Source organism: Psychrobacter sp. A3 (assembly GCF_028823565.1).
In the GTDB taxonomy this organism is placed as follows: Bacteria; Pseudomonadota; Gammaproteobacteria; order Pseudomonadales; family Moraxellaceae; genus Psychrobacter; species Psychrobacter celer.
Genome location: NZ_JAPEHS010000035.1, coordinates 1 through 20,892, shown reverse-complemented (window position 1 = coordinate 20,892; position 20,892 = coordinate 1). Strand labels below are relative to the sequence as shown.

The window sequence follows — 20,892 nt, the reverse complement described above, 5'->3', positions numbered from 1 at the left end:
CCTTAATTCGCTTGAGTAGCAGTCGGTTCACTGTTGGTGCCTGGCTCCGTTGAACCCAACCACTTTTCTTCAATCTCTTTAAACGTCCCTTTTTCTTTTAGCTTAGTAATACCTTCATTGACATTTTTAATAAGCTCGTTATTACCTTTGGCCATCAGTATGACTTGTTGCGCCGATGGGTTGTCTTCACTCTCGTAGGGAACGATAGTGACGTCGTATTCTGGATGATTTTTCGCTGTGTACTGCAAAATAGGCAAGTCATGCAGAATTACATCAACGTTGCCTTGTATCAGATCTTCATACAATAAAAAAGCCGTTGCTCTGGTAGACATCTGACTATACTTGCCCATTGCTCGGAGCTGATCATCTTGCTTTGAGCCTTCCATAGCGGCCACGTGCATCCCCTGCAAATCCTGTATGTCATTAATTTCTACATCACTTTTGGTATACATAATAGAGGATGGATTAAAGAAGTATGGCGTTGATAAACCGTATCTTGCCGCTCGATCGTCTTTATAGGAGATGCCAGAGATTGCCAGATCACGCCTTCCTGACTCCACGCTATCAAACATGTTTTGCCACGTTTCTTTATAAAACTCGACTTTAAACCCTTGTTCTTCACCGATAGCACGAATTGAGTCAATATCAATACCCTGCATGTTTCCATAATCATCTTGCAATGAAAAAGGGGGCATCGTACCTGTTGTCGCTACTTTTAGTGTCGGAGCTGTATCCGGCAAGCTACTTACAAAACTGTCTTCATTTTTTGTCACTGGTGTGCCAGCTGCGTTGGTATTTTCTGTGGTAGAAGAATTACCACAACCAAATAAACCGACGCTTAATATAACTGGTAATACTCGATATAACTGCATCATGTTTTGTCCTTAAAGTTGCAACGCTTGTTGTCTTAACATCACTGTATGGTAACTGTCAGTTTCAAAAAACCTTACATTGTAAACATAAAGTTACAATCTACACTAATTTTTTTCCAATTGAAATATTTCTGATAAATTTGTTTGATGACAACAAACTATTTATTTTCAATCAACTACGATTAAACATGACACCTCAGTCATTATAAGGCGTGTCTTATAAAAGCATCAGGCTCTGCATTAACTACGCGTAGCGCTCATGTATCAGAACCCTTTTATTAAGACAAAAAAAACACCCAATATTGGGTGTCTCAAAAACTTGCAGCCGCTACTCTGCGTCATCGAGGTCTAAATTACGATCTATCTGCCAGATTAAAAACGCACCCAAACTCATCAGGACAAAAAGTGCAATACCCATTTTTAATACTGGATTAAGCGGGAATAAGTTTAATAATAAACCACCAAAAATACCCACTGAAAACATCAGCGAGCCTTGCAGCGCGCTTGCCATACCCGCACGCTGCTTTTGAAAAGCCAGCGCAATCGCCGAGGCGTTTGGCTGGGTCAACCCCAAGCCTGCAATACAAAAGAAAATACACGCCAGCACCAGTGGCAACCAAGCATCGGTCCCCAAAAATATACCGACAAAAAACAACGTACCGGCAGAGAGCACCTGCATCATCGCCCCGAAACGTAATATGCTCAAGATACGAAAGCGATTGGTCAACCACTGATTCAGCTGAGTCAAACCCACAAACCCTGCCGCATTCATCCCAAACAACCAGCCAAAATGCGTGGCCGAAACGCCATAGGTATCCATGATTAATTCAGAGGCTGAGCTGATATAAACAAACATCGCACCCATCAACAGCCCGCCACCGATCGCAGGGTAGTTAAAGCTGGGATCTTTCAACAAGTCCCAATACTGGCTCAGTACTTCTCTGGCAGGGCGTACGTTACGATTTTCTTCGGTCAATGTCTCGAAAAAGAAAAACTTCGTCAGTAATAGATTGAGAGCACCAAAGGCGGCCAAAAACCAAAAAATAGAGTGCCAAGTAGAAAACTGTAGAAATAGCGCCCCAAGCGACGGCGCTAATATAGGAGCCAGACCCATCACCAAAACCATAATCGAAAAAGCTTTTGCGGTTTGCTTGGCTGTTAGACGATCTCGAATGGCAGCACGGGTCACCACTGCCCCCACACAAGCACCCAATGCTTGCATGGTACGGCCGACAAACAACACATACTCATTATCCGTGGTGGCACAGATAACAGAAGCAATCACATAAAGCGTCATGCCCATATACAGCGGCTTAACTCGACCAACGCGATCACTAAAGGGGCCGTAAAACAACTGACCAAATACTAAACCCACAAAATACGCTGGCACAGAGTTGGCCATAAATGCGGTAGATACGCCAAAATCATCTGCCATTGATGGTAGCGCAGGCAGATACATATCAATGGATAACGGTCCTACTGCAACCATCAACCCCAGCATCATAATCCATGCAACAGGCAGATCAGCAGAACGTACTCGTTCAGCGGTGATAGGTTTCTTTGAAAGAGAGGATTTCGGGGCAGACATAGTTAGACCGTTTATATAGTGATGATTACTTAAGCGCTTGTAAGATGCATAGAATAGATATTTTTAACGACAATAGTGCATTTTTATCCAAATCTGTGCAAGCTGACAGTGTTATATCGTGCTGTCCACTCGTATTTCAATAGCCATAACACGCGATTTAACAACTAAAAACAATCAATATAAAGCATAAGACTCTGTCTAAATTTTTCTACCTCTGATGTAAACCCTTATGATTTATGACTCATTATAAAAGACTAGCGAAACTGTCGCTTGGCAAAGGTGGTGCTGGCTTGCTTGGCTTTTCTAAGAGCAAGTTTACGATTGCGTCCAAGCATCATCTTAATTTGCCAGATTTTTTCTTTATATAAGGTGGTTGCAGGCTGCTCATACATGGCATTGATTACGCGTTTGCTGGCGAGCACAGCGTCAGGAGAACGCTCAGCAAACTCAGCCGCCAGCTGTCGTGCTTGCTCAAGCGGCGTCTCACTACAATGACTGATTAATCCTAATTCTTTGCCGTCATTGGCATTAATGATGCGCGCCGTCATTGCCAGCTCTTTGAGAACGTCTTCTCGTACCACGCCAAATGCGGATTGGGTCAATCCCATATCTGGTACCAGCCCCCATTTGGCTTCCATAATAGAGAGCTGACAATCTGGATGGCTAATACGCACATCACAGGCCAATGCCAGCTGTAACCCAGCACCAATACAGTATCCTTCTAATACCGCAATGACCGGTACTGGCAAATCACGCCAGACCAAGCAGACACGCTGAAACGAGCTTTGCCACGGCTTAATCAGCTCCCAAATGGCAAAGGCTTGGTTTTTTGGATGGTTCAAATCGCCCAAGTCGATACCGGCACAAAACGTCCCTTCGGCACCCTTTAAGATGACCGCGCGTATCGTTTTGTCTTTACTAATGCGACCTGCTACGGCGATCAGCTCATCGATGACTTGAAAGCTCATGGCGTTTTTTTTGTGTGGACGATTTAGCGTCACAGTGAGTATATTATCAGTGACACTCACTTGTAGCGTTTCGTATTGGTAAGTTGCAATGGCGCTCATAACGATCCTTATTTATGAATGGGTAAAAGATAGACTGATAGCGATAATGTTAGCAGGCTTATCCATATCCTACCTTAGCAATAACTGACTGCCACGATACTTTATAGCGAGACTGTATTGTCAATCTCAAATAAAAGAAGTACGTAGTTTTTTGCGCGCGACTGGTATCAGTTTTGCTTGCTGTGCGATGCAGGCAGATGCTGCGCAAAATCACTCCCAGTCGCACGGTATTTATTTTATGGTGGATCGATTATATGAGCATGGCAACATGAAGTTGCGCTTTTTACTGTTTCCCCTCACTATTCCTCCATCACTGCTCCTAAACCACTACTCCTAAATCATTTTCCACGTCATGTCGTTTTCGCTTAGACGATGGTAATTGAGCTGCGGATAAGCGGACAAATCCAGCGTTTGCAAATTATTTAATGCGGTCAGTAGCGCTTCGTAATAAGGCTGGAGCATGGCAAACTGCGCAGGCGTGGTATGCTGGATATTTAACAAACACTTATCTTCTAAATCTTGGCTAGCCTGACGCAGCTGCGGCACGCCAGTATAGCGGCTACCGCCCAATATACGATGGGCAATCTGCGCCAGCATACTACGGTCACGCGCCTCCCATGCTTGAGTCAACGCTTGCTTTTCATCATTGATGGTGTCGAGCATCATGATAATCAGCTTGGCTGCCAGATCAGGCTTGTTGGCTGAGCGAGTCAGCGCATCTTGCCAGTCCAAAATCTCTGAATGCGGGCTGTCCATCGCTGTATCCTTTTGCTCCTGCGGCCGCGCGGCTAGATCCGTATTTGGTTCGCTGGCATGATCCATCGACCCTGATGGCGGACTCAGCAACGGCGCCTGTCCTTGCTTTTGTAAGCGTAAGCTGTCGTAGCGCGGCTGAGTTTCTCGCGGTGTCTCTCGTCTATAGTCTTCGCGCGGCTGACTGTCACGCAAATAGTCATCACGGATTTTTTTGAGTGATAATGGTCGCGTTATTTTTGGCGGCGCGCTAGCATCGGTGGTGCGCGCGCTTTTACTGACAGGATACGTGCTGGGCGTCGCGCCCAGCGGCCATTCAGAGAAGGTTTGCGTGTCAGTATCTGTGTGCGCGTCGGTGTGACTAGAGGCCGCATCTGTGTCTTGCAAGCCCAGTCCATGTAGATTGGCCTCAGACAGCGCAGTTAGTTGCGGCGTGGTCGAGGTGCGGCCCAGCCATTTTTGCAGCACTTGCAGCAACTGCGGCTGACTAATGGGTTTGCCGACATAGTCGTTGATACCACTGGCTATCAGCTTGTCACGCTCATCAGCCAGCCCATGCGCTGTCAAGGCGATGATAGGAATGTGACTGTCATCGCTTTCGATACTGCGGATTTGCTTGGCCGCTTCATGCCCAGACATACGCGGCATTTGGATATCCATAAATATCAAGTCGATGCTGTCTTTGTGGGTATCTTTATAATTGTCTTGGTTGCTGCCTTTATCTTCATTGGCCATCTCCTCTGCATACAGCACAGAATTTGACTTTTTGCTCATGTCATCTCGCGCTTCGGCTTTAGAGAGCTGGGTTTTGTTTGACAGGCTTTGCTTTTGGTTTTTGGCAGTTTTCAGGTTTTTGGTTTGCTGCTTACTGATAATCTCTATCGCATCAAAACCGCTACTGGCGGTGACGACATGAATACCCAGCTCGCTAAGCAGCGCATCGAGTACCAAGAGATTGGGCAGATGATCATCCACCGCCAATACCGTCACCCCTTTCCAGCGCGGCTCTTGCAGACTCGTTGGCTGGCGGCGATTTTGTGTATCGAGCATGGCATACAGCTGCCTTTTATCCAAAGGCTCATATAAGATATTGGCATGATAACGGTTGAGCAGAGCCTGATCGGCGGCCACTTGATAGCCAAAGACAGCAAGCTTGCCCTGATAGTGCAGACGAATTTGTCTTAATAGTGCCATCATATCGTCTTGGGTATCATCATCGACGATGACCCAGTCCCAGTAGTTACCACGCTCTTTTAACGACTCAAGCACACCTGGCAATGAGTTGGCTTGGGTCAGCTGAATTGGTAGATATTGCAGACTGGCTTTGAGCACTTGTATCGAGGCTGGATGGTTGATCCACACCAGCACATTAAACTCATCAGTCTCGCTAGCAAGCGGCGCGAGCACAGGCAGCTCAATGGTCTGCCCTGTCGCCGCCTCGAGCACATCGACGTGCGCTGGCATGCGAAACCAAAACGTCGCGCCTTGATTGGCAATGTTTTCTTGCGCATTGTCATAAAACCCAATATCACCGCCCATCAATCGCGTCAGCTGCTTGGAGATGACCAAACCCAGCCCAGTCCCGCCATACTGACGCGTGATAGAAGGATCGCCTTGACTAAAGCTTTGAAACAGCATTTTTTGATCAGCAAGCGAGATGCCCTTACCACTGTCTTGCACACTTATCATCAGATAATTATCACGGTGATCATCAAGGCTGACCCGCACCACCACATCACCACTGTCGGTAAACTTAATCGCATTGCCAACGATATTGGTCAGTACTTGCTTGAGGCGTAAGGCATCGCCATTGATACGCATCGGCACATCGTTATAAAACAGCACTGCCATGCGCAGGCCTTTTTCGGCGGCAACTGGCGAGAGCATATCGACCACATCATAAATGGTGTCATAAAGATCGAACTCATGACGATCAAGCACCAGCTTGCCCGCCTCGATTTTAGAAAAATCTAAGACATCGTTGACCAGCGCCAGCAGATGCGCTGAGGATTTACGAATGGTCTGTACGTACAAGTCTTGCTCAGGATTTAGCTCGCCGTGACGCGCTAGTAGGTTGATAAAGCCATCAATACTGTTGAGCGGGGTGCGTAGCTCATGACTGATATTGGCCAAAAACGCCGATTTGGCTTGGCTGGTTGAGATGGCAGCATCACGCGCGTTTCTGATCGAGATGTTTTGCATTTCCATCTCATCAAACGCCAAACGCAAGTCATCCTCAGTCTGCTCGGCATGGTCTTTGAGGTCTTGAAAGCTTCTGTGCAAGCGGCGCAAAGTATTGACCAAATCTTGCTGCAATAAATTTAGCTCGCCATCCGACTCCACCGGAATCGGCTGATATAAATTGTCTACGTGAGTGCGCTGCAACTGCAAGCGCAGCTCATAAATCGGTGCGATCCAGCGTTTTGAGTAAATATTTAAACTCAACAGCAAAATCAGGATGGTAAACAACCCCGTAATCACTAGCGCCATGGCGATGCGATAACGCGCGATATACAGCGGCTCGTTATCCATATCGACGAGCAACCACAGCCGCTGCCCTTCAAATTCACCAAGCACACTGCCATAAGCGGTGCCAATCGGCGTGGGTTTTTGCGAGATAAATTGCGCTGAAGCATCAATCAATGGCCAAGGCTCATTGAGCCCATAACCGACCGTGGCCAGCACCTTATTGTCTTCATTGACAATCGCGATGCGCTGCACGTGCTGCTCGGACTGCATGCGGCCTAGCCTGTCACGAATGCCCTCTAGCGTCGAGACGGCAGCCTTGGAGGCACTGCCCGCCTGCTGGCGCTCTTGCTCTAACAGCTCAGGAATCAGATCTGCAATCTCTGGGGTATAACGAATCAGCACCGCCTCGGCCAACACTTCTTGCTCAGAGTCGCTGGCACGCATGGTCTCATGGAACACCAAAATACCACCGACAGCGGCCAATATACATATCGGCAAAAACACCAATATGATCAGCTGACCATAGGCGCTACTGGTATCAAAACGTTTTTTGTGTGCCATGCAAGCTCGCTCTCATCTCAATGTTTTGCTAGGGCGTGTCCTCATTTTAAAACAATGATAAAAACAAGATAAGATGACTATCAATTGAATGGAGGACATACGCTAGGTTTATCACAGCGACTTTGCGCCATCGCGTCCTGTACTATAGCGCTATCGTTATCACTTGGCTATAGCTATCAGTCGTTGGGTATCAGTCGTTGGGTATCAGTCGTGGCGATAAGTGCGGTGGCTGCATCATAACGTCTCTGAATCATACAAGTATTTTAACAGTATTTGTCTCAACTACCATTTATAAGCATCACTCATTTACCAAAATCTCTGCATGCATTCAGCGTAGGCAAAAACAAAATGATATAATGGCGCAGCTTTTTACTTGCCGCTATTTTTGCGCGCTGTCATGCCCGTTTGGCGACAGTCTCATCGTATGCATCGGTAGACGAGCGTTTGCATGCACGGCGACAACGATAAAAAACTGTCGTTGATTTTAGACAATCAAGGTCAACACGGTCACGCTTTGCAAGTGCATAAATCAGGTTTGAACATTCATATTAACAATAAGGGTATCTTATGTCAGCTACGGCCACGTCAAACGCCACCTTCATCTCTCAAGTTACCGCCCTTGCCGATTGCGTCGGGCAGACACCCTTGGTGAAATTGCAGCGCTTGCCTGAGCAAGAGCAGATTGCTGGTGGCACAGCGGTCTTGGCCAAGCTAGAAGGCAATAACCCAGCAGGCTCGGTAAAAGATCGCCCAGCATTTAACATGATTTATCAAGCAGAGCTGCGCGGTGATATCAAGCCAGGTGATATGCTGATTGAGGCCACCAGCGGCAATACTGGTATTGCGCTCGCCATGGTTGCCGCCATGCGCGGCTATCCGATGACGCTACTCATGCCGACCAACTCAACCCAAGAGCGAAAAGACGCCATGACGGCTTATGGTGCCACCCTCATCGAGGTCGATGAAGGCATGGAAGCGGCGCGCGACTTGGCTCTGCAGATGGAAGCCGATGGCAAAGGGATTGTGCTGGACCAGTTCAACAACCCTGACAATAGCCAAGCGCATTATCTCACCACAGGCCCTGAGCTTTGGACACAGACAGACGGTAAAATCACTCACTTTATCAGCTCTATGGGGACCACAGGCACAATCACTGGGGTGTCTCGCTATCTAAAAGAGCAAAACCCAGATATTAAGGTGATTGGTCTAATGAACGCCTCTATTGCAGGCATCCGCCGCTGGCCTGCTGAGTATATGCCGGGTATCTTTGATGCTGATTTGGTCGATGAGGTGATGGATGTCGATCAACGTATCGCCGAAGTGTATATGCGTAAACTGGCCAAAACCGAAGGCATTTTCGCTGGCGTATCATCTGGTGCCGCTGCATGGGCGGCGCTACAAGTCGCCAAAGCCAATCCAGACGCCGTCATCGCCTTTATCGTCTGCGACCGCGGTGATCGTTATTTATCGACTGGTTTATACAATGTAGATGACGACAAGGTTAATGACGACAATGTCATTAACGGTACAGAAAACGCCGCACAATAAGCTAACAATTAATTAGGTTTACCTATGTCACAAGCCTTACCGTCCGACCCGATACTGGTCTTTGATATCGAGACCGTCGCCGATACCGATGCGGCGCGCCGTATCTATCCGCAGTTGGCTGAGCTTAACGATGCCGATGCCCTCAGCGCACTGACAGCGATACGCACACAAGAGGCGGGACATGACTTTATGCGTCTGCCGCTGCAGCGTATCGTCTGTATATCAGCACTGTATATCAAAGACGGTCAGTTTTCTTTGTTTTCTTTGACGGCGGACAAATTTAGCGAAAAAGACATTCTTGCTAAGTTTTTTCGGGCGTTTAGTGATCTTGAAAAACTGCCGCAACTGATCAGCTGGAACGGCTCTGGCTTTGATATTCCGGTGCTTATTTATCGCGCCATGCAGTATGACTTAGCAGCGCCGTGGCTATTTGAAGAAGGCGAGCGTATCAAAAACATGCGTTTTGATAATTATGTCAATCGCTTTCATACTCGCCATTTAGACTTGATGGATAGATTTAGCCAATACGGTGCCAGTCGCCGCGAAGCCATGGATGTGGTCGCAAGCCTCTACGGTCTGCCTGGCAAGACCAGTGTCGATGGTAGCATGGTGGGCGATCTGGTTAATGAGGCAGATTGGCAAACACTGTCGATATATTGCGAGTCTGATGTCATGAATACGTGGCTGATTTATTTGCGCTGGCTACGACTAACTGGACAGCTGTCTTTGCAGGATTTTGATACATGGCAACAGCAGAGCCTGACTTATTTAAGACAATATACCCAAGCAGATGGTCGCCCACGTCATCATGAGTTTATCGCTGATTGGTCGTCGGCGCCCGACGCTTAAACCCTGTGATTGACCATCCGATATTACCGCAGTGCTATGAGCAGAGCTATACACAGTAGCACTCACCCTTATCTTATTTTTCGTTATTTATCATTTATTATTAAGGCAGGTTTATGCAGCCCACCGATTCAAAGACTTCTACGGCACCCGAGGCGACGACGCCTGAGAGCGCTCGCCAAACAATCACCATTCCGCCCAACAAAAAAAAATCCAAACCCTCTTCAAAGACACGTCGACGGTTAAAAGAAGCCGAGCCGCTGCCTTTTTCGATTGATGGTCTATCACATGATGGTCGCGGCGTGGCGATATATGGTAATGGCTTTGGCGTAGATGACGGCCATATCGAAGACAAGCACGGCAAAAAAGTCTTTGTCAGCTTTGCCTTACCAGGTGAGAGCGCTTTAGTGAAGTTGACCAACAGTCGTGCCAGCTTTGAAGAAGGCGACGCTGTGAGTATTACGGCCAATCCAAATCCTGAGCGCGCAGTTCCGCCCTGCCCGCATTTCGGCGTCTGCGGCGGCTTGTAGCTTGCAGCACTGGCAGCCAGATGGGCAAATCAATTTTAAACAGTCTGTATTGGCAGAGATGCTCATCCATCAGGCCAATGCCGAGCCTGATACTTGGCTAGCGCCTGTGGTCGGTGATCGCCTCGGCTATCGCACCAAAGCGCGCTTGGGCGTACGCTATGTCGCCAAAAAAGAAACAGCCTTGGTCGGATTTCGAGAGCGCTCTAGTAACTTTTTGGCGGAGCTAAACGAGTGTCATATTCTAGACCCGCGTATCGGTTTTGAGATTGAAAACCTAAAAGCGCTGATTAGTACTTTAGAGAGCCGTGACAAGATTGCCCAGCTTGAGCTGGCGATGGGTGAACAAATAGACGGGCTACCAGACGGCAACCAGCCCGTTGCTTTGATCGTACGCAATTTAGCGCCGTTGTCAGAGGCTGATGTAGAAAAGCTAAAGGCGTTTTTTACAGCGCGCAGCTGGCAGTTGTATCTACAGCCCAAAGGTGCTGATAGCATTCAGCGTATCGCCTTGAGCGCTGATGATGATATCAGTCAGCAGTTTGGACGTTTGTATTATCAGCTACCCGAGTTTGACCTGACGTATGAATTTATTCCAACCGACTTTACGCAAGTGAACTTATCCGTCAACCGTCAAATGACCAAGCTTGCTTGCGACTTGTTGGATTTAAAAGCAGGCGAACGGGTACTGGACTTGTTTAGTGGACTGGGCAACTTTAGTCTGCCCTTAGCGCGGCTTGTCGGAGAGACAGGCTCGGTGGTCGGCGTAGAAGGCAGTAACGCAATGACCGCGCGCGCCGCAGACAACGCCCGCCGTAATGGCCTTAACAACACAGAATTTTATAGCCAGGATTTGACGCATGATTGCTCAGATCAGCCGTGGGCCAACCAAGGATTTGATGCGCTCTTGATCGACCCACCACGCTCTGGCGCGTGGGAGATTATGCAGTATCTGCCCAAGTTCAACGCTGAGCGCATCGTTTATGTCTCTTGTAACCCAGCGACGCTCGCGCGCGACACCAAGGCTTTATTAGAGCAAGGCTATCGCCTGACGCATGCTGGGGTGATGGATATGTTTTGTCATACCGGTCATGTAGAATCCATTGCCCGTTTTGAGAAGGTTGCGGTTTGATATTACCGGCGTGTCCTTACCAAACAAGAACACGCTGTCTTTATTAAAAATATAGATAATATCGCGAGGCAAACCCGCTAGTTCAACCTATCAACAACAGACATTACATAGCCTCGCTTGATTTGTCGCCTCAAAATGAGATAATAATAAACAATCTTCCTATGTCTACTCTATCAGCACATGGCGAAGACGTGCACTCATAGCTTTATATATTTTATTTGCATTTTATAGCTGCTAAAAAAGGATTTTTTAGCAGTTGTATTGGTTTATAGCTGACACTTTGTGATCTCATCCAAAGTGCGCGCAGAGTAGATGAAGTTATAATCAATTCAAGATAGCTAAGAGGAGTCGGCTATGGTCAAAATTCGTGAAGGATTGCCGTTGGTGGATGGACAAACCACTCAAGCTGACAGTGCCACACTAGCGGCGCAACTGGTTGCGAGCCAGCGCTCTCACCAATCTGCCAATAGCTATGCCCAAATTCCTCTCGATATCAAATACCAACTGGCCACTCATAAGCTGCACACCACCTTTGATCGCTCCGCCGACCCTGCGCTGCATACACATGACCCAAAACTTGCCAATGAGTATGCAAACAATCCGCTTTTGGACAAAAACAACACTTTAACCAAAAAAGAGCTGGAGGCGATTAATCTAGATCAAGTCAACATCGACGTCCCAACGTGGCTGGACAATGTCGCCAAACGTATCGGCCAAGATGCGGTGCCTAATCTCAGCGCGGCTTGTGAGTTTATTCGCAGCCATATGAATACCAGTGAGTCCGAGCGCTCAGGTGCTTATGTCACAGGTATTGGCATGACCGATATTTTGACGTACCTGTATCAAGACGAAGATGCCTTAGTGGCAGCGATGCTTTATCGTAGCGCTCGCAAGTCTATCATTAGCCTGACAGATATCGAAAAAAACTTCGGAGCAGACATTGCCACTTTGGTCAAAGATACCTTGGCGATGGGTAAGCTGTCGGAGATCATCGAGAGCAACAAGCGTTTAGAAGACCACTTTGTCAACAACCAGCGCGACCAGCTCTCTAACATCTACAGCATGCTCATCTCGGTCACCAACGATGTCCGTGTTGTACTGATAAAGCTTGCCGAGCGTACCTTTGCCATGCGTGAGCTGACGTTTTCTAGTAAGGAGCGGCAAAATCGCGTGGCGCGAGAAGTCATGACCATCTATGCCCCACTAGCGCACCGATTGGGTATCGCCCAATTAAAGTGGGAGCTAGAAGACTTGGCTTTTCGCTATCTGGCACCTGAGCGCTACAAAGAAATCGCTAAGCTGCTGTCAGAAAAACGCAGTGAGCGCGAGTCTTATATCCAGCGCGTGCAAGACAAGCTCAATGAGGCGCTGGCAGACGCCGGTATCGAAGGAGAGGTGTCGGGACGCGTCAAACACATCTACTCGATTTATCGAAAAATGAAGCTCAAAGGCTTATCGTTTGATCAGCTTTATGATATTCGGGCGCTACGGGTTTTGGTCACCAGCCCCTCAGATTGCTATCACGTACTTGGGCTCGTACATGGCTTATGGCGTTATATTCCTGAGCAGTTTGACGACTATATCACCAACCCGAAGTCCAACGGCTATCGCTCGCTGCATACTGCCGTCATTGCCGAAAACAAATCGCTGGAAGTACAGATTCGAACGCGCGAGATGCACTTTGAGGCCGAGCTTGGCATGTGCGCGCATGTCAATTATAAAGAAGGCCTAAAAAACAAAAAAGACAATTACCTCAATCAAAGAATCAGCTCGCTGCGGCAGCTTTTGTCCATTAATAACGAAACCCGCAACCAGCCGCGCTCGGCAGTTTTAGCAGGCGACGAAATAGAAGAGCTGGAGCTTGATGAAGAAGAACAGTTAGTCGATTTCGATGAGCTGGAGCGCATTTATATCTTTAGTCGTGATGGCGATATCACCGAGCTGCCAAAAGGCGCGACCGTCCTTGATTTTGCCTATTATGTCCATACGCAGGTGGGCAACCGCGCACAGGCAGCGCGGGTCAATCAGCGCTATGTGCCGCTGACCTACCAGCTCAAAACGGGCGAGCAAGTAGAGATTATCACCAAAGCCTCACGTGAGCCTAATCGTGATTGGCTGGTGGCCTCGCTTGGTTATATCCATACTAACCGTGCACGCTCAAAACTACGCCAATGGTTTAACAAGCAAGACCGTGACAAAAACATCGAGATTGGGCGGCAAATGCTCAGCAAAGAGCTTGAGCGCTTGTCCGTACATCCCAACAGCATTGATCTCAATGACTATACCCAGCATTTTAATGTCAATAATACCGATGATATCATCGTCGGGTTGGTCACCGGTGACATCGGCTTAAACCAGCTCACCAGTCATATCTCGCGTCAGCTACAGCTAGAGCCGGAGCGACCGCCAGAGGATTTTGTACCCAGCATCGATACCAAAGACACAAGCAAGCTCGATGCCTATAAGATACGAATCGATGGACTGGATAATATCGAGATTAGCTTGGCGGGCTGCTGTCACCCTATCCATGGCGAACCCATCGCCGGCTATATCACCTTGTCACGCGGTGTCAGTGTCCACAATCGTGGCTGTCCAGAATATTTGCGTCTCATCGAGCGTGATCCTGAGCGCGAGGTAGAGGCCAGCTGGCGCGTCCAACCTGGCCGCTATCAACCAGTCGATATACATATAGAGGCCTATGACAGACGAGGGTTATTACGCGATTTAACACAGATTATTGATAAAGAAAACGTCAATATTCGCCAAGTTGAGACGTTAAGTAATGATGACAATATCGCTTTTTTGAAGTTCCACATCGAAGTATCAGGACTGGCGCACTTGTCTAAACTACTGGCCAAGCTCGAGCAGCAGCACGGTATCTTGCATGCCAGACGTGCCGTCGCATAAGGCGCATATTTTTATAGCCTGTCCCTTGACCTGAGCTTACAAACTTACCTTAATCATAGAGTTATCATAAAACATCATGCCAGAATTGCCTGAAGTAGAAACCACCAAGACCAGCCTAAGCCCCTTACATGGTCAGCAAGTCATTGACATACAAGTGTTTCAGCCAAAACTGCGCTGGGCTATGCCAGATGATTTGGGAAGTTTGATTCATCATACCTTAGTCAGTGTGGAGCGCCGCGCCAAATACTTGATCCTAAACTTCTCACCCTCTACTTCTGATGATGGCTCACAGCACGCTCATATAAAGGAGCCAAAAAAGCTATTGGTGCATTTGGGTATGTCAGGCAGCCTGCAACAACACGAGCATGCGACCGAAAAACGCAAACACGATCATCTACTGATCACATTTCGCGATACTGACAACAACAAAACCCAGCTGCACTACTATGACCCTAGACGCTTTGGCTCAGTGCTCTGGTATCGAGACTATCGCACCAAGCTGCTTGATCACTTAGGCCCTGAGCCTTTGTCAGAGGCGTTCACCGCTGACTATCTGTACCATCTGATTCAGCGGACAACTGCACCTAACGACAGCAATGATACAGCGGCTGCCAGTACCACCAAATCAAAGAAACAGCCGATTGCCCGCGCAATTAAATCAGTGATTATGGAGCAGCAGGTCGTCGTTGGTGTGGGCAATATCTATGCGACAGAAAGCCTATATTTATCAGGTATTCATCCCGCCACCCCAGCCCATCAGCTCTCCTATGAGCAGCTATTGGTTTTGGTCGCTCATATCAAAGATATTTTATTAAAAGCCATAGAGCTTGGTGGCTCGACTCTACGCGACTTTACGGTGGCAAGCGGCACCACGGGGTATTTTCAGCAAACACTTAATGTTTATGGCAGACAAGGAGAAGCTTGTCCACACTGCGATACACCCCTCAAAAACATCAAACTTAATGGCCGCGCAAGTATCTACTGTGCCAACTGTCAGCCTCTAAATCCTTAAGTGGTGCTCAGCTGTTAGCAGCTCACCTGTTAGCAGCTCAGCTGACTGTTATCTCATTGGCGTTAAACAACCACTCATAACGCTCTACTATTTATCGATAATACAATCGCCGTTTCTATTTCCGCCGCGCGATTGTACGCATTTTTGTTGCTTATTGACGCACATCTTGCTTTAATAGTGCTAGCACTTACATAAGTTGTGCAAATCATTCATCTATCTGTAATATTCAAGCTGTCTATTATTGCGGTAACTTTATAGAGACGCGGTTTCCTAGTTGCTTTAAAAGCACCAGCAAACCATATTAATCATGAGTTTTAGGATATCATTATGACTGTTAGAGCCAACAACCAACGCGCCATTAAGCAAAAACTTTTTACAGCAGTCGCAAGCTTAGGTTTGATGGCGGCTAGCATGCAGCCTGCGTTGGCAGCGATAGAGATTGATGAAAGCGACTTTGGCCCCTCTTATGAAACCATGGTCGTGGATACCGTTGTGGGCAAGCCTTTGCAACTGGTCAATGCAGTTGCTGGCACCGCCGCTTATATCGTCAGTTTGCCATTTTCTATCATCGGGGGTAATCCAGATCAAGCGCAGCAAAAGCTGTTCGTTGAGCCGTGGAGTGCCATGGGTCGCTGCTTAGGCTGTACCGTCGCCGAAGATAACTATTATAAATCGCAAGCCGTCAATGATAACGTCGTACGTATCGTCGTAGACCAGCCATCAGAGATCTTAATCAATACCAATGATTATGTGGTCGTAACCCCTTAGTCTTTGCTTCTTTGCTCTAAATCTTATTATCTTTGTCCTAACGCATATGCAAAAAAACGGCTAACCCTAGGTTTAGCCGTTTTTATTACTGAACTTTTAGCTTAAACAAACTTTCGTACTATATTTTAGCACTGAGTGTTTAAACTCTGGTTTGTCTTACGCTTTTTTGCTACGGCTGTGACGCTTACGCTCACTTTCCGTCAAATAACGCTTACGGATACGAATGGCTTTTGGTGTCACCTCGACCAACTCATCATCTTGAATAAACTCAAGCGCTTGCTCAAGGGTGAACTTCACAGCTGGCGTCAATGTCAACGCTTCATCAGTACCACTAGCACGAACGTTGGTTAGCTGTTTTGCCGTCGTTGGGTTGACGGTCATATCATCACTACGTGAGTTTAGACCGACGATCATGCCTTCGTAAACTTCTAGCTGTGGCTCAGCAAATAGCTTACCACGTTTTTGTAGGTTAAATAGTGCAAAACCTAGACATACGCCATTGGCCATAGATATCAACACACCATTAGCGCGGCCACCGACATCACCAATTTTTTGCGGACCATAGTGAGAAAAGCTCGATGTCATGATGCCCGTGCCTGAGGTTAGCGTTAAAAACTCAGAACGGAAACCAATCAAACCGCGTGCAGGCATCGTTGCCTCAATACGCATACGACCTTTACCATCAAGCTCCATATTGGTCATCTCGCCTTTACGTAGACCAACCTGCTCCATGATAGGGCCTTGATGCTCTTCTTCGATATCGAACACCACGTTTTCATACGGTTCTTGTATCTTACCATCGACTTCTTTTACGATAACTTCAGGACCTGATACCCCAAGCTCAAAACCTTCACGGCGCATGTTTTCGATCAATACTGAAAGGTGTAGCTCACCGCGGCCTGATACTTTAAATTTATCAGGAGACTCTGTATCTTCTACGCGCAGGGCGACGTTATGAATCAGTTCGCGCTCTAGACGCTCACGAATATTACGTGACGTCACAAACTTACCATCACGACCAGCAAACGGTGAATTGTTTACTTGGAAGTTCATAGATACCGTTGGCTCATCAACCGTCAACGCTGGCAATGCTTCTACATGGTTTGGATCACAGATGGTGTCTGAGATATTTAGTGCATCGATACCCGTGATACAAACAATATCACCTGCTTGCGCATCTTCTACATCGATACGCTCAAGACCGTGGTAACCCATGATTTTTAAAATACGGCCGTTACGTGTTTTGCCGTTTTTATCAATAATCGTGACCTGTGTGTTGGTCTTTACTTTACCGCGCTGGATACGACCAACCCCGATAACACCAACAAAACTGTTGTAATCAAGGCTTGAGATTTGCATACGGAATGGCGCATCTGCATCTACTTGAGGTGGCTGTACCACATCAACGATGGTTTTAAATAGCGGCGTCATGTCTTCTGCCAAATCATCGGCATCTAAACCTGCAATACCGTTTAGCGCTGAAGCATATACTACTGGGAAATCAAGCTGCTCATCGGTTGCGCCCAAATTATCAAATAAATCAAAGATTTGATCCATGACCCAGTCAGGACGCGCGCCTGGACGGTCGATTTTATTGATAACCACAATCGGCTTTAGACCTTGTTCAAATGCTTTTTGCGTCACAAAACGAGTTTGTGGCATTGGGCCATCAACCGCGTCCACTACCAACAAGACGCAATCAACCATTGACATAACACGCTCGACTTCACCGCCAAAATCGGCGTGACCTGGGGTGTCTACAATGTTGATACGGTATTCGGTACCATCAGTCTGATCTGTCCAGCGGATGGCTGTGTTTTTAGCCAAAATAGTAATACCACGTTCTTGCTCAATATCACCTGAGTCCATCGCACGCTCAGCAATGTTTGCACGGTCGCCAAAAGTACCAGACTGATGTAATAACTTATCAACCAAAGTGGTTTTACCGTGGTCAACGTGGGCAATAATTGCAATGTTACGCAGGTGTTTGATATCGTTCGCCATATAAAATGCTCGTTTCGTCTTAAAAAAATGCAGTAGCAATAAGCGCCGCTGGATAAACTTTTATCATCAATCAGACAGGTATTTAATACTGATTTAAAAAGTCGTCCAATAAGTACCGACTTTTTAATTATTTCAAGAGAATCAAATACCTACACTGATAAATTCATCATACAGATAGCTATGCTAATGTACACTCTGTCAATTTACAGAATGTTTGGGCTGCTAGTATAACATTATTGCCCGATAAATTTATGTAATTACTTGCTTTTCTCAATACATAAATAAAAAAACCACGCCACCCTATGGGCAGCTTTTTTTGTAACTATATATGAGTGTTTTTCACTCAAGACTTGAGTCTATCAGTTGTTATTTACTGAACAACCATGTCTTTAGTTTGCTCAACAGTCATTGTTTTGTCACCAGTGATGATGGCATAAACACGACGGTTCATAGCACGACCTTCTTCAGTGTCGTTTGGCGCGATTGGGTTGTTGTAACCATAGCCAACAGTGGTTAGACGGTTTGGCTCGATACCAAATTCGTTAGTTAGCATAGATTTAACCGCAACGGCACGAGCTTCAGATAGACGTTGGTTATAACGTGCTGAAGGACCAGTCTTAGAAGCATGACCTTCTACGCGAGCGGTAGAGTTAGGATACTCACGCATCTTCTCAGCAACTTTAGCGATTTCTGGCTTGTACTGGTTTTTGATCGTTGACTTGTCGTTGTCAAAGAATACGCGTAGTTCCATTTTTAGCTCATCAGTAATATCTACTGGAACTGGGCAACCGCGCTCATCAACGACAACGTTCATTGGAGTGTCTGGGCAAGCGTCGATGCTATCAGGTACACCATCACCATCAGAATCAAGATCATCAACAACCACGACTGGCGTGTTGTCAACTACTGGCTCTTGCATAGGTGGTACTGCTACTGTAGGTGCTAAATGGCCACCAAGTACAACTTCTAGGCCGGCCAATGCCATGCCTTCCCACCAGTTGTTGTCAAAGTTGTGAATCGCACGAGCTTCACCACGTAGGCTTAGTGCATCGTTGATACGATACATAGCACCTAGACCTAGGTTACCAATGGTATCTTTAGAGTTTGATACTTCAGTACCAGCTTCAACGTCATCGCCGTTAGAGTTAACATACTGTTCTTGGTTTTCTACTTCAATTTTAGATTGACCAGCACCAACCAATACATATGGTTTGAATGCGCTGTCGGTGTAACCCGTGAACTCTTCAGTACCGATCAAGAAGTTACCAGAAAGCATGGTTTGTTCTACGTCAAAACGGTTTACGCCAGCATCTGCTGAGTCTTCTGACGCTTCGCCATTGGTATTAGAAACACCATACTCAACTTGGAACTGCGTAGAAGGTGTCAATTCGATACCAAGAGCAGCACCAGTATAAAGGCCACTTTCTTTAGCAATACCGCCATTATCATTGCCGCGAGTACCGTCACCAATTGGTTGACCCTCGGCATTTTCATACAAGTTTTTACCGGTACGAAGGACTTCACGTTGCTTATCACTAGTATCGCTGAACTCTTCAGTCATGTGATAACCAAGTAATAGTGGGCTGATTGTTACGCCAGCATTTGCTGCTAAAGGCGCAGCTGCTACAGCAACCAGAGCTAGAGCAATTTTATTCAATTTCATGGACTTCCTCCAAAGGATAATTTTAGTGATGCGTTAAGCAAAACCGCTTCTCAAGACGCTCTAAAATAGACATCTCTTACGAATTTTAAGTTACAAAGCAAAACCAATTAAGGAGTAGCTTAGCGATTATCAATTCAGTTTACAACTTTTTTCGTTAACGAGCTACACATTATTACACGATAATGTCGTAACTAAAACACAATAACCAGCATAAGTTACCTAGAACTAACACACCTTACGCTTTTTATCTTTTGTATGTCAGTTCGCAATAGATAGTTCACCTAACAATACCTACTGTCTGAGCGTATTTTAATACAGTTAGTAATTTTTCTCTATTGTTAAAACCCAGCATTCACCAATTGAAACATTTTTTGACAGTAGACATATATTTTGTTTAAACTCCATAAGTCGACATTTATTTACTGTATATTATAGTGTATTTATACAGTTTTGTGTAAAGCAAAATAATGGCACTTTGATAAAAAACTAGCAATATATTTAAAAATACAAATATAAAATGAAGTAACAAGGAAATAAGTGGGACCTCGTTATTAGATTCCTTCACTTAGTATAGGTTACACGCCTCATGAACTGGCTACTTAGGATAGAGCTACTTAGAGTTTGCCGCGTTGGTCGCGCTGGTAAAGTAACGTTGGTCTTGGACGCACTGTTATTTGACAAAGTAAGACGTTACTTGCTTTATAAGAGAGGTAAAGACAAGAGAGGTAAAGACTGTATAGCTTGGTCGCCACGCTCACCATATCCAATCACTTCATTAGATAAACCCAAAATCGCGAATTGTCCGCACGTGTATAAAAGTTGTCAGGGTTTTACCTTAATTCAGCTGATTATCACAGTTGCGATACTGGCTATTATAGCGATGATGGCAGCACCAGCCATACAGACGCAGCTGGCGCAGATGGAAGCTGAACGCGTCAAAAACCAATTAGAGGATACACTTGCATTAGCCAAGGCTGAAAGTTTTATCAGAAGACAAAACGTGTTGCTGTGCTTATCAAACGCAGGTGGCCGCTGTCATAGAAACAGTGACAAAACCCTTTTGTTATTTATCGATAAAAATAACAACAAGCACTTCGATGCGCAGGTCGATCAGCTGTTGGTGCAGCAGTCACTGAAGCTAAAATACAGTAAGGTGATGTTACGCGTAGGCGGCA

General features: G+C 46.5%; 12 protein-coding genes and 1 pseudogene. 7 read left to right on the top strand and 6 right to left on the bottom strand.

The features are described 5' to 3' along the window. Nucleotides 1-2: 2 nt before the first annotated feature. From NK638_RS06795 to NK638_RS06780, 4 genes are all read right to left on the bottom strand, one after another. Entirely contained in the window at nucleotides 3-875 is an 873-nt protein-coding gene (locus NK638_RS06795) for a substrate-binding periplasmic protein (RefSeq protein WP_274632417.1), read from the bottom strand. A 325-nt stretch (nucleotides 876-1,200) separates the two neighbouring features. Further along, nucleotides 1,201-2,460, bottom strand: coding sequence for a multidrug effflux MFS transporter (locus NK638_RS06790; RefSeq protein ID WP_274632416.1), 1,260 nt, complete (start codon nucleotides 2,458-2,460; stop codon nucleotides 1,201-1,203). Between the two features lie 254 nt (nucleotides 2,461-2,714). Continuing rightward, complete coding sequence (locus NK638_RS06785) at nucleotides 2,715-3,527, bottom strand: crotonase/enoyl-CoA hydratase family protein (protein WP_274632415.1); 813 nt, start codon at nucleotides 3,525-3,527, stop codon at nucleotides 2,715-2,717. 333 nt (nucleotides 3,528-3,860) lie between these two features. Next, complete coding sequence (locus NK638_RS06780; protein ID WP_274632414.1) at nucleotides 3,861-7,310, bottom strand: ATP-binding protein; 3,450 nt, start codon at nucleotides 7,308-7,310, stop codon at nucleotides 3,861-3,863. 567 nt (nucleotides 7,311-7,877) lie between these two features. Here NK638_RS06780 and cysM point away from each other — a divergent pair. The 6 genes and pseudogenes from cysM to NK638_RS06750 all read left to right on the top strand — a co-directional run bounded on the left by cysM (nucleotide 7,878) and on the right by NK638_RS06750 (nucleotide 16,050). Next, nucleotides 7,878-8,858 (top strand): cysteine synthase CysM, encoded by a 981-nt coding sequence (cysM, locus tag NK638_RS06775; protein WP_274632413.1) that lies wholly within the window; start codon nucleotides 7,878-7,880, stop codon nucleotides 8,856-8,858. A 24-nt stretch (nucleotides 8,859-8,882) separates the two neighbouring features. Continuing rightward, the gene (locus tag NK638_RS06770) at nucleotides 8,883-9,707 is read left to right on the top strand and encodes a 3'-5' exonuclease (RefSeq protein ID WP_274632412.1); all 825 of its coding nucleotides are present in this window, start codon (nucleotides 8,883-8,885) and stop codon (nucleotides 9,705-9,707) included. A gap of 113 nt (nucleotides 9,708-9,820) precedes the next feature. Then, nucleotides 9,821-11,363: pseudogene (gene rlmD / locus NK638_RS06765) on the top strand (23S rRNA (uracil(1939)-C(5))-methyltransferase RlmD). 354 nt (nucleotides 11,364-11,717) lie between these two features. Next, on the top strand, nucleotides 11,718-14,270 hold the full coding sequence (locus NK638_RS06760; RefSeq protein WP_274632411.1) for a RelA/SpoT family protein: 2,553 nt from the start codon (nucleotides 11,718-11,720) through the stop codon (nucleotides 14,268-14,270). 76 nt (nucleotides 14,271-14,346) lie between these two features. Continuing rightward, on the top strand, nucleotides 14,347-15,282 hold the full coding sequence (mutM, locus tag NK638_RS06755; RefSeq protein WP_274632410.1) for a bifunctional DNA-formamidopyrimidine glycosylase/DNA-(apurinic or apyrimidinic site) lyase: 936 nt from the start codon (nucleotides 14,347-14,349) through the stop codon (nucleotides 15,280-15,282). Nucleotides 15,283-15,609: 327 nt separating this feature from the next. Further along, nucleotides 15,610-16,050: a hypothetical protein gene (locus NK638_RS06750; protein WP_274632409.1), complete on the top strand. Its 441-nt coding sequence runs from the start codon at nucleotides 15,610-15,612 to the stop codon at nucleotides 16,048-16,050. Nucleotides 16,051-16,206: 156 nt separating this feature from the next. Here NK638_RS06750 and typA read toward each other — a convergent pair whose 3' ends face one another. Both typA and NK638_RS06740 read right to left on the bottom strand, forming a co-directional pair. Next, nucleotides 16,207-18,054: a translational GTPase TypA gene (typA, locus tag NK638_RS06745; protein ID WP_274632408.1), complete on the bottom strand. Its 1,848-nt coding sequence runs from the start codon at nucleotides 18,052-18,054 to the stop codon at nucleotides 16,207-16,209. Nucleotides 18,055-18,424: 370 nt separating this feature from the next. Further along, nucleotides 18,425-19,717 carry an OmpA family protein gene (locus NK638_RS06740; protein ID WP_274632407.1) on the bottom strand — a complete coding sequence of 431 codons (1,293 nt, stop codon included), beginning with the start codon at nucleotides 19,715-19,717 and terminating at the stop codon, nucleotides 18,425-18,427. Nucleotides 19,718-20,525: 808 nt separating this feature from the next. Between NK638_RS06740 and NK638_RS06735 the strand changes: the two genes are divergently transcribed. Then, nucleotides 20,526-20,892: GspH/FimT family pseudopilin (locus tag NK638_RS06735; protein WP_274632406.1), on the top strand; the 367-nt coding region annotated here is incomplete at its 3' end.

What these genes read in the sequence shown, in the direction of transcription:
- NK638_RS06760 (WP_274632411.1), top strand. Translation starts at nt 11,718, where the DNA reads ATGGTCAAAATTCGTGAAGGATTGCCGTTGGTGGATGGACAAACCACT.
- NK638_RS06785 (WP_274632415.1), bottom strand. Translation starts at nt 3,527, where the DNA reads ATGAGCGCCATTGCAACTTACCAATACGAAACGCTACAAGTGAGTGTC.
- cysM (WP_274632413.1), top strand. Translation starts at nt 7,878, where the DNA reads ATGTCAGCTACGGCCACGTCAAACGCCACCTTCATCTCTCAAGTTACC.
- mutM (WP_274632410.1), top strand. Translation starts at nt 14,347, where the DNA reads ATGCCAGAATTGCCTGAAGTAGAAACCACCAAGACCAGCCTAAGCCCC.
- NK638_RS06790 (WP_274632416.1), bottom strand. Translation starts at nt 2,460, where the DNA reads ATGTCTGCCCCGAAATCCTCTCTTTCAAAGAAACCTATCACCGCTGAA.
- NK638_RS06750 (WP_274632409.1), top strand. Translation starts at nt 15,610, where the DNA reads ATGACTGTTAGAGCCAACAACCAACGCGCCATTAAGCAAAAACTTTTT.
- NK638_RS06740 (WP_274632407.1), bottom strand. Translation starts at nt 19,717, where the DNA reads ATGAAATTGAATAAAATTGCTCTAGCTCTGGTTGCTGTAGCAGCTGCG.
- NK638_RS06780 (WP_274632414.1), bottom strand. Translation starts at nt 7,310, where the DNA reads ATGGCACACAAAAAACGTTTTGATACCAGTAGCGCCTATGGTCAGCTG.
- NK638_RS06795 (WP_274632417.1), bottom strand. Translation starts at nt 875, where the DNA reads ATGATGCAGTTATATCGAGTATTACCAGTTATATTAAGCGTCGGTTTA.
- NK638_RS06770 (WP_274632412.1), top strand. Translation starts at nt 8,883, where the DNA reads ATGTCACAAGCCTTACCGTCCGACCCGATACTGGTCTTTGATATCGAG.
- typA (WP_274632408.1), bottom strand. Translation starts at nt 18,054, where the DNA reads ATGGCGAACGATATCAAACACCTGCGTAACATTGCAATTATTGCCCAC.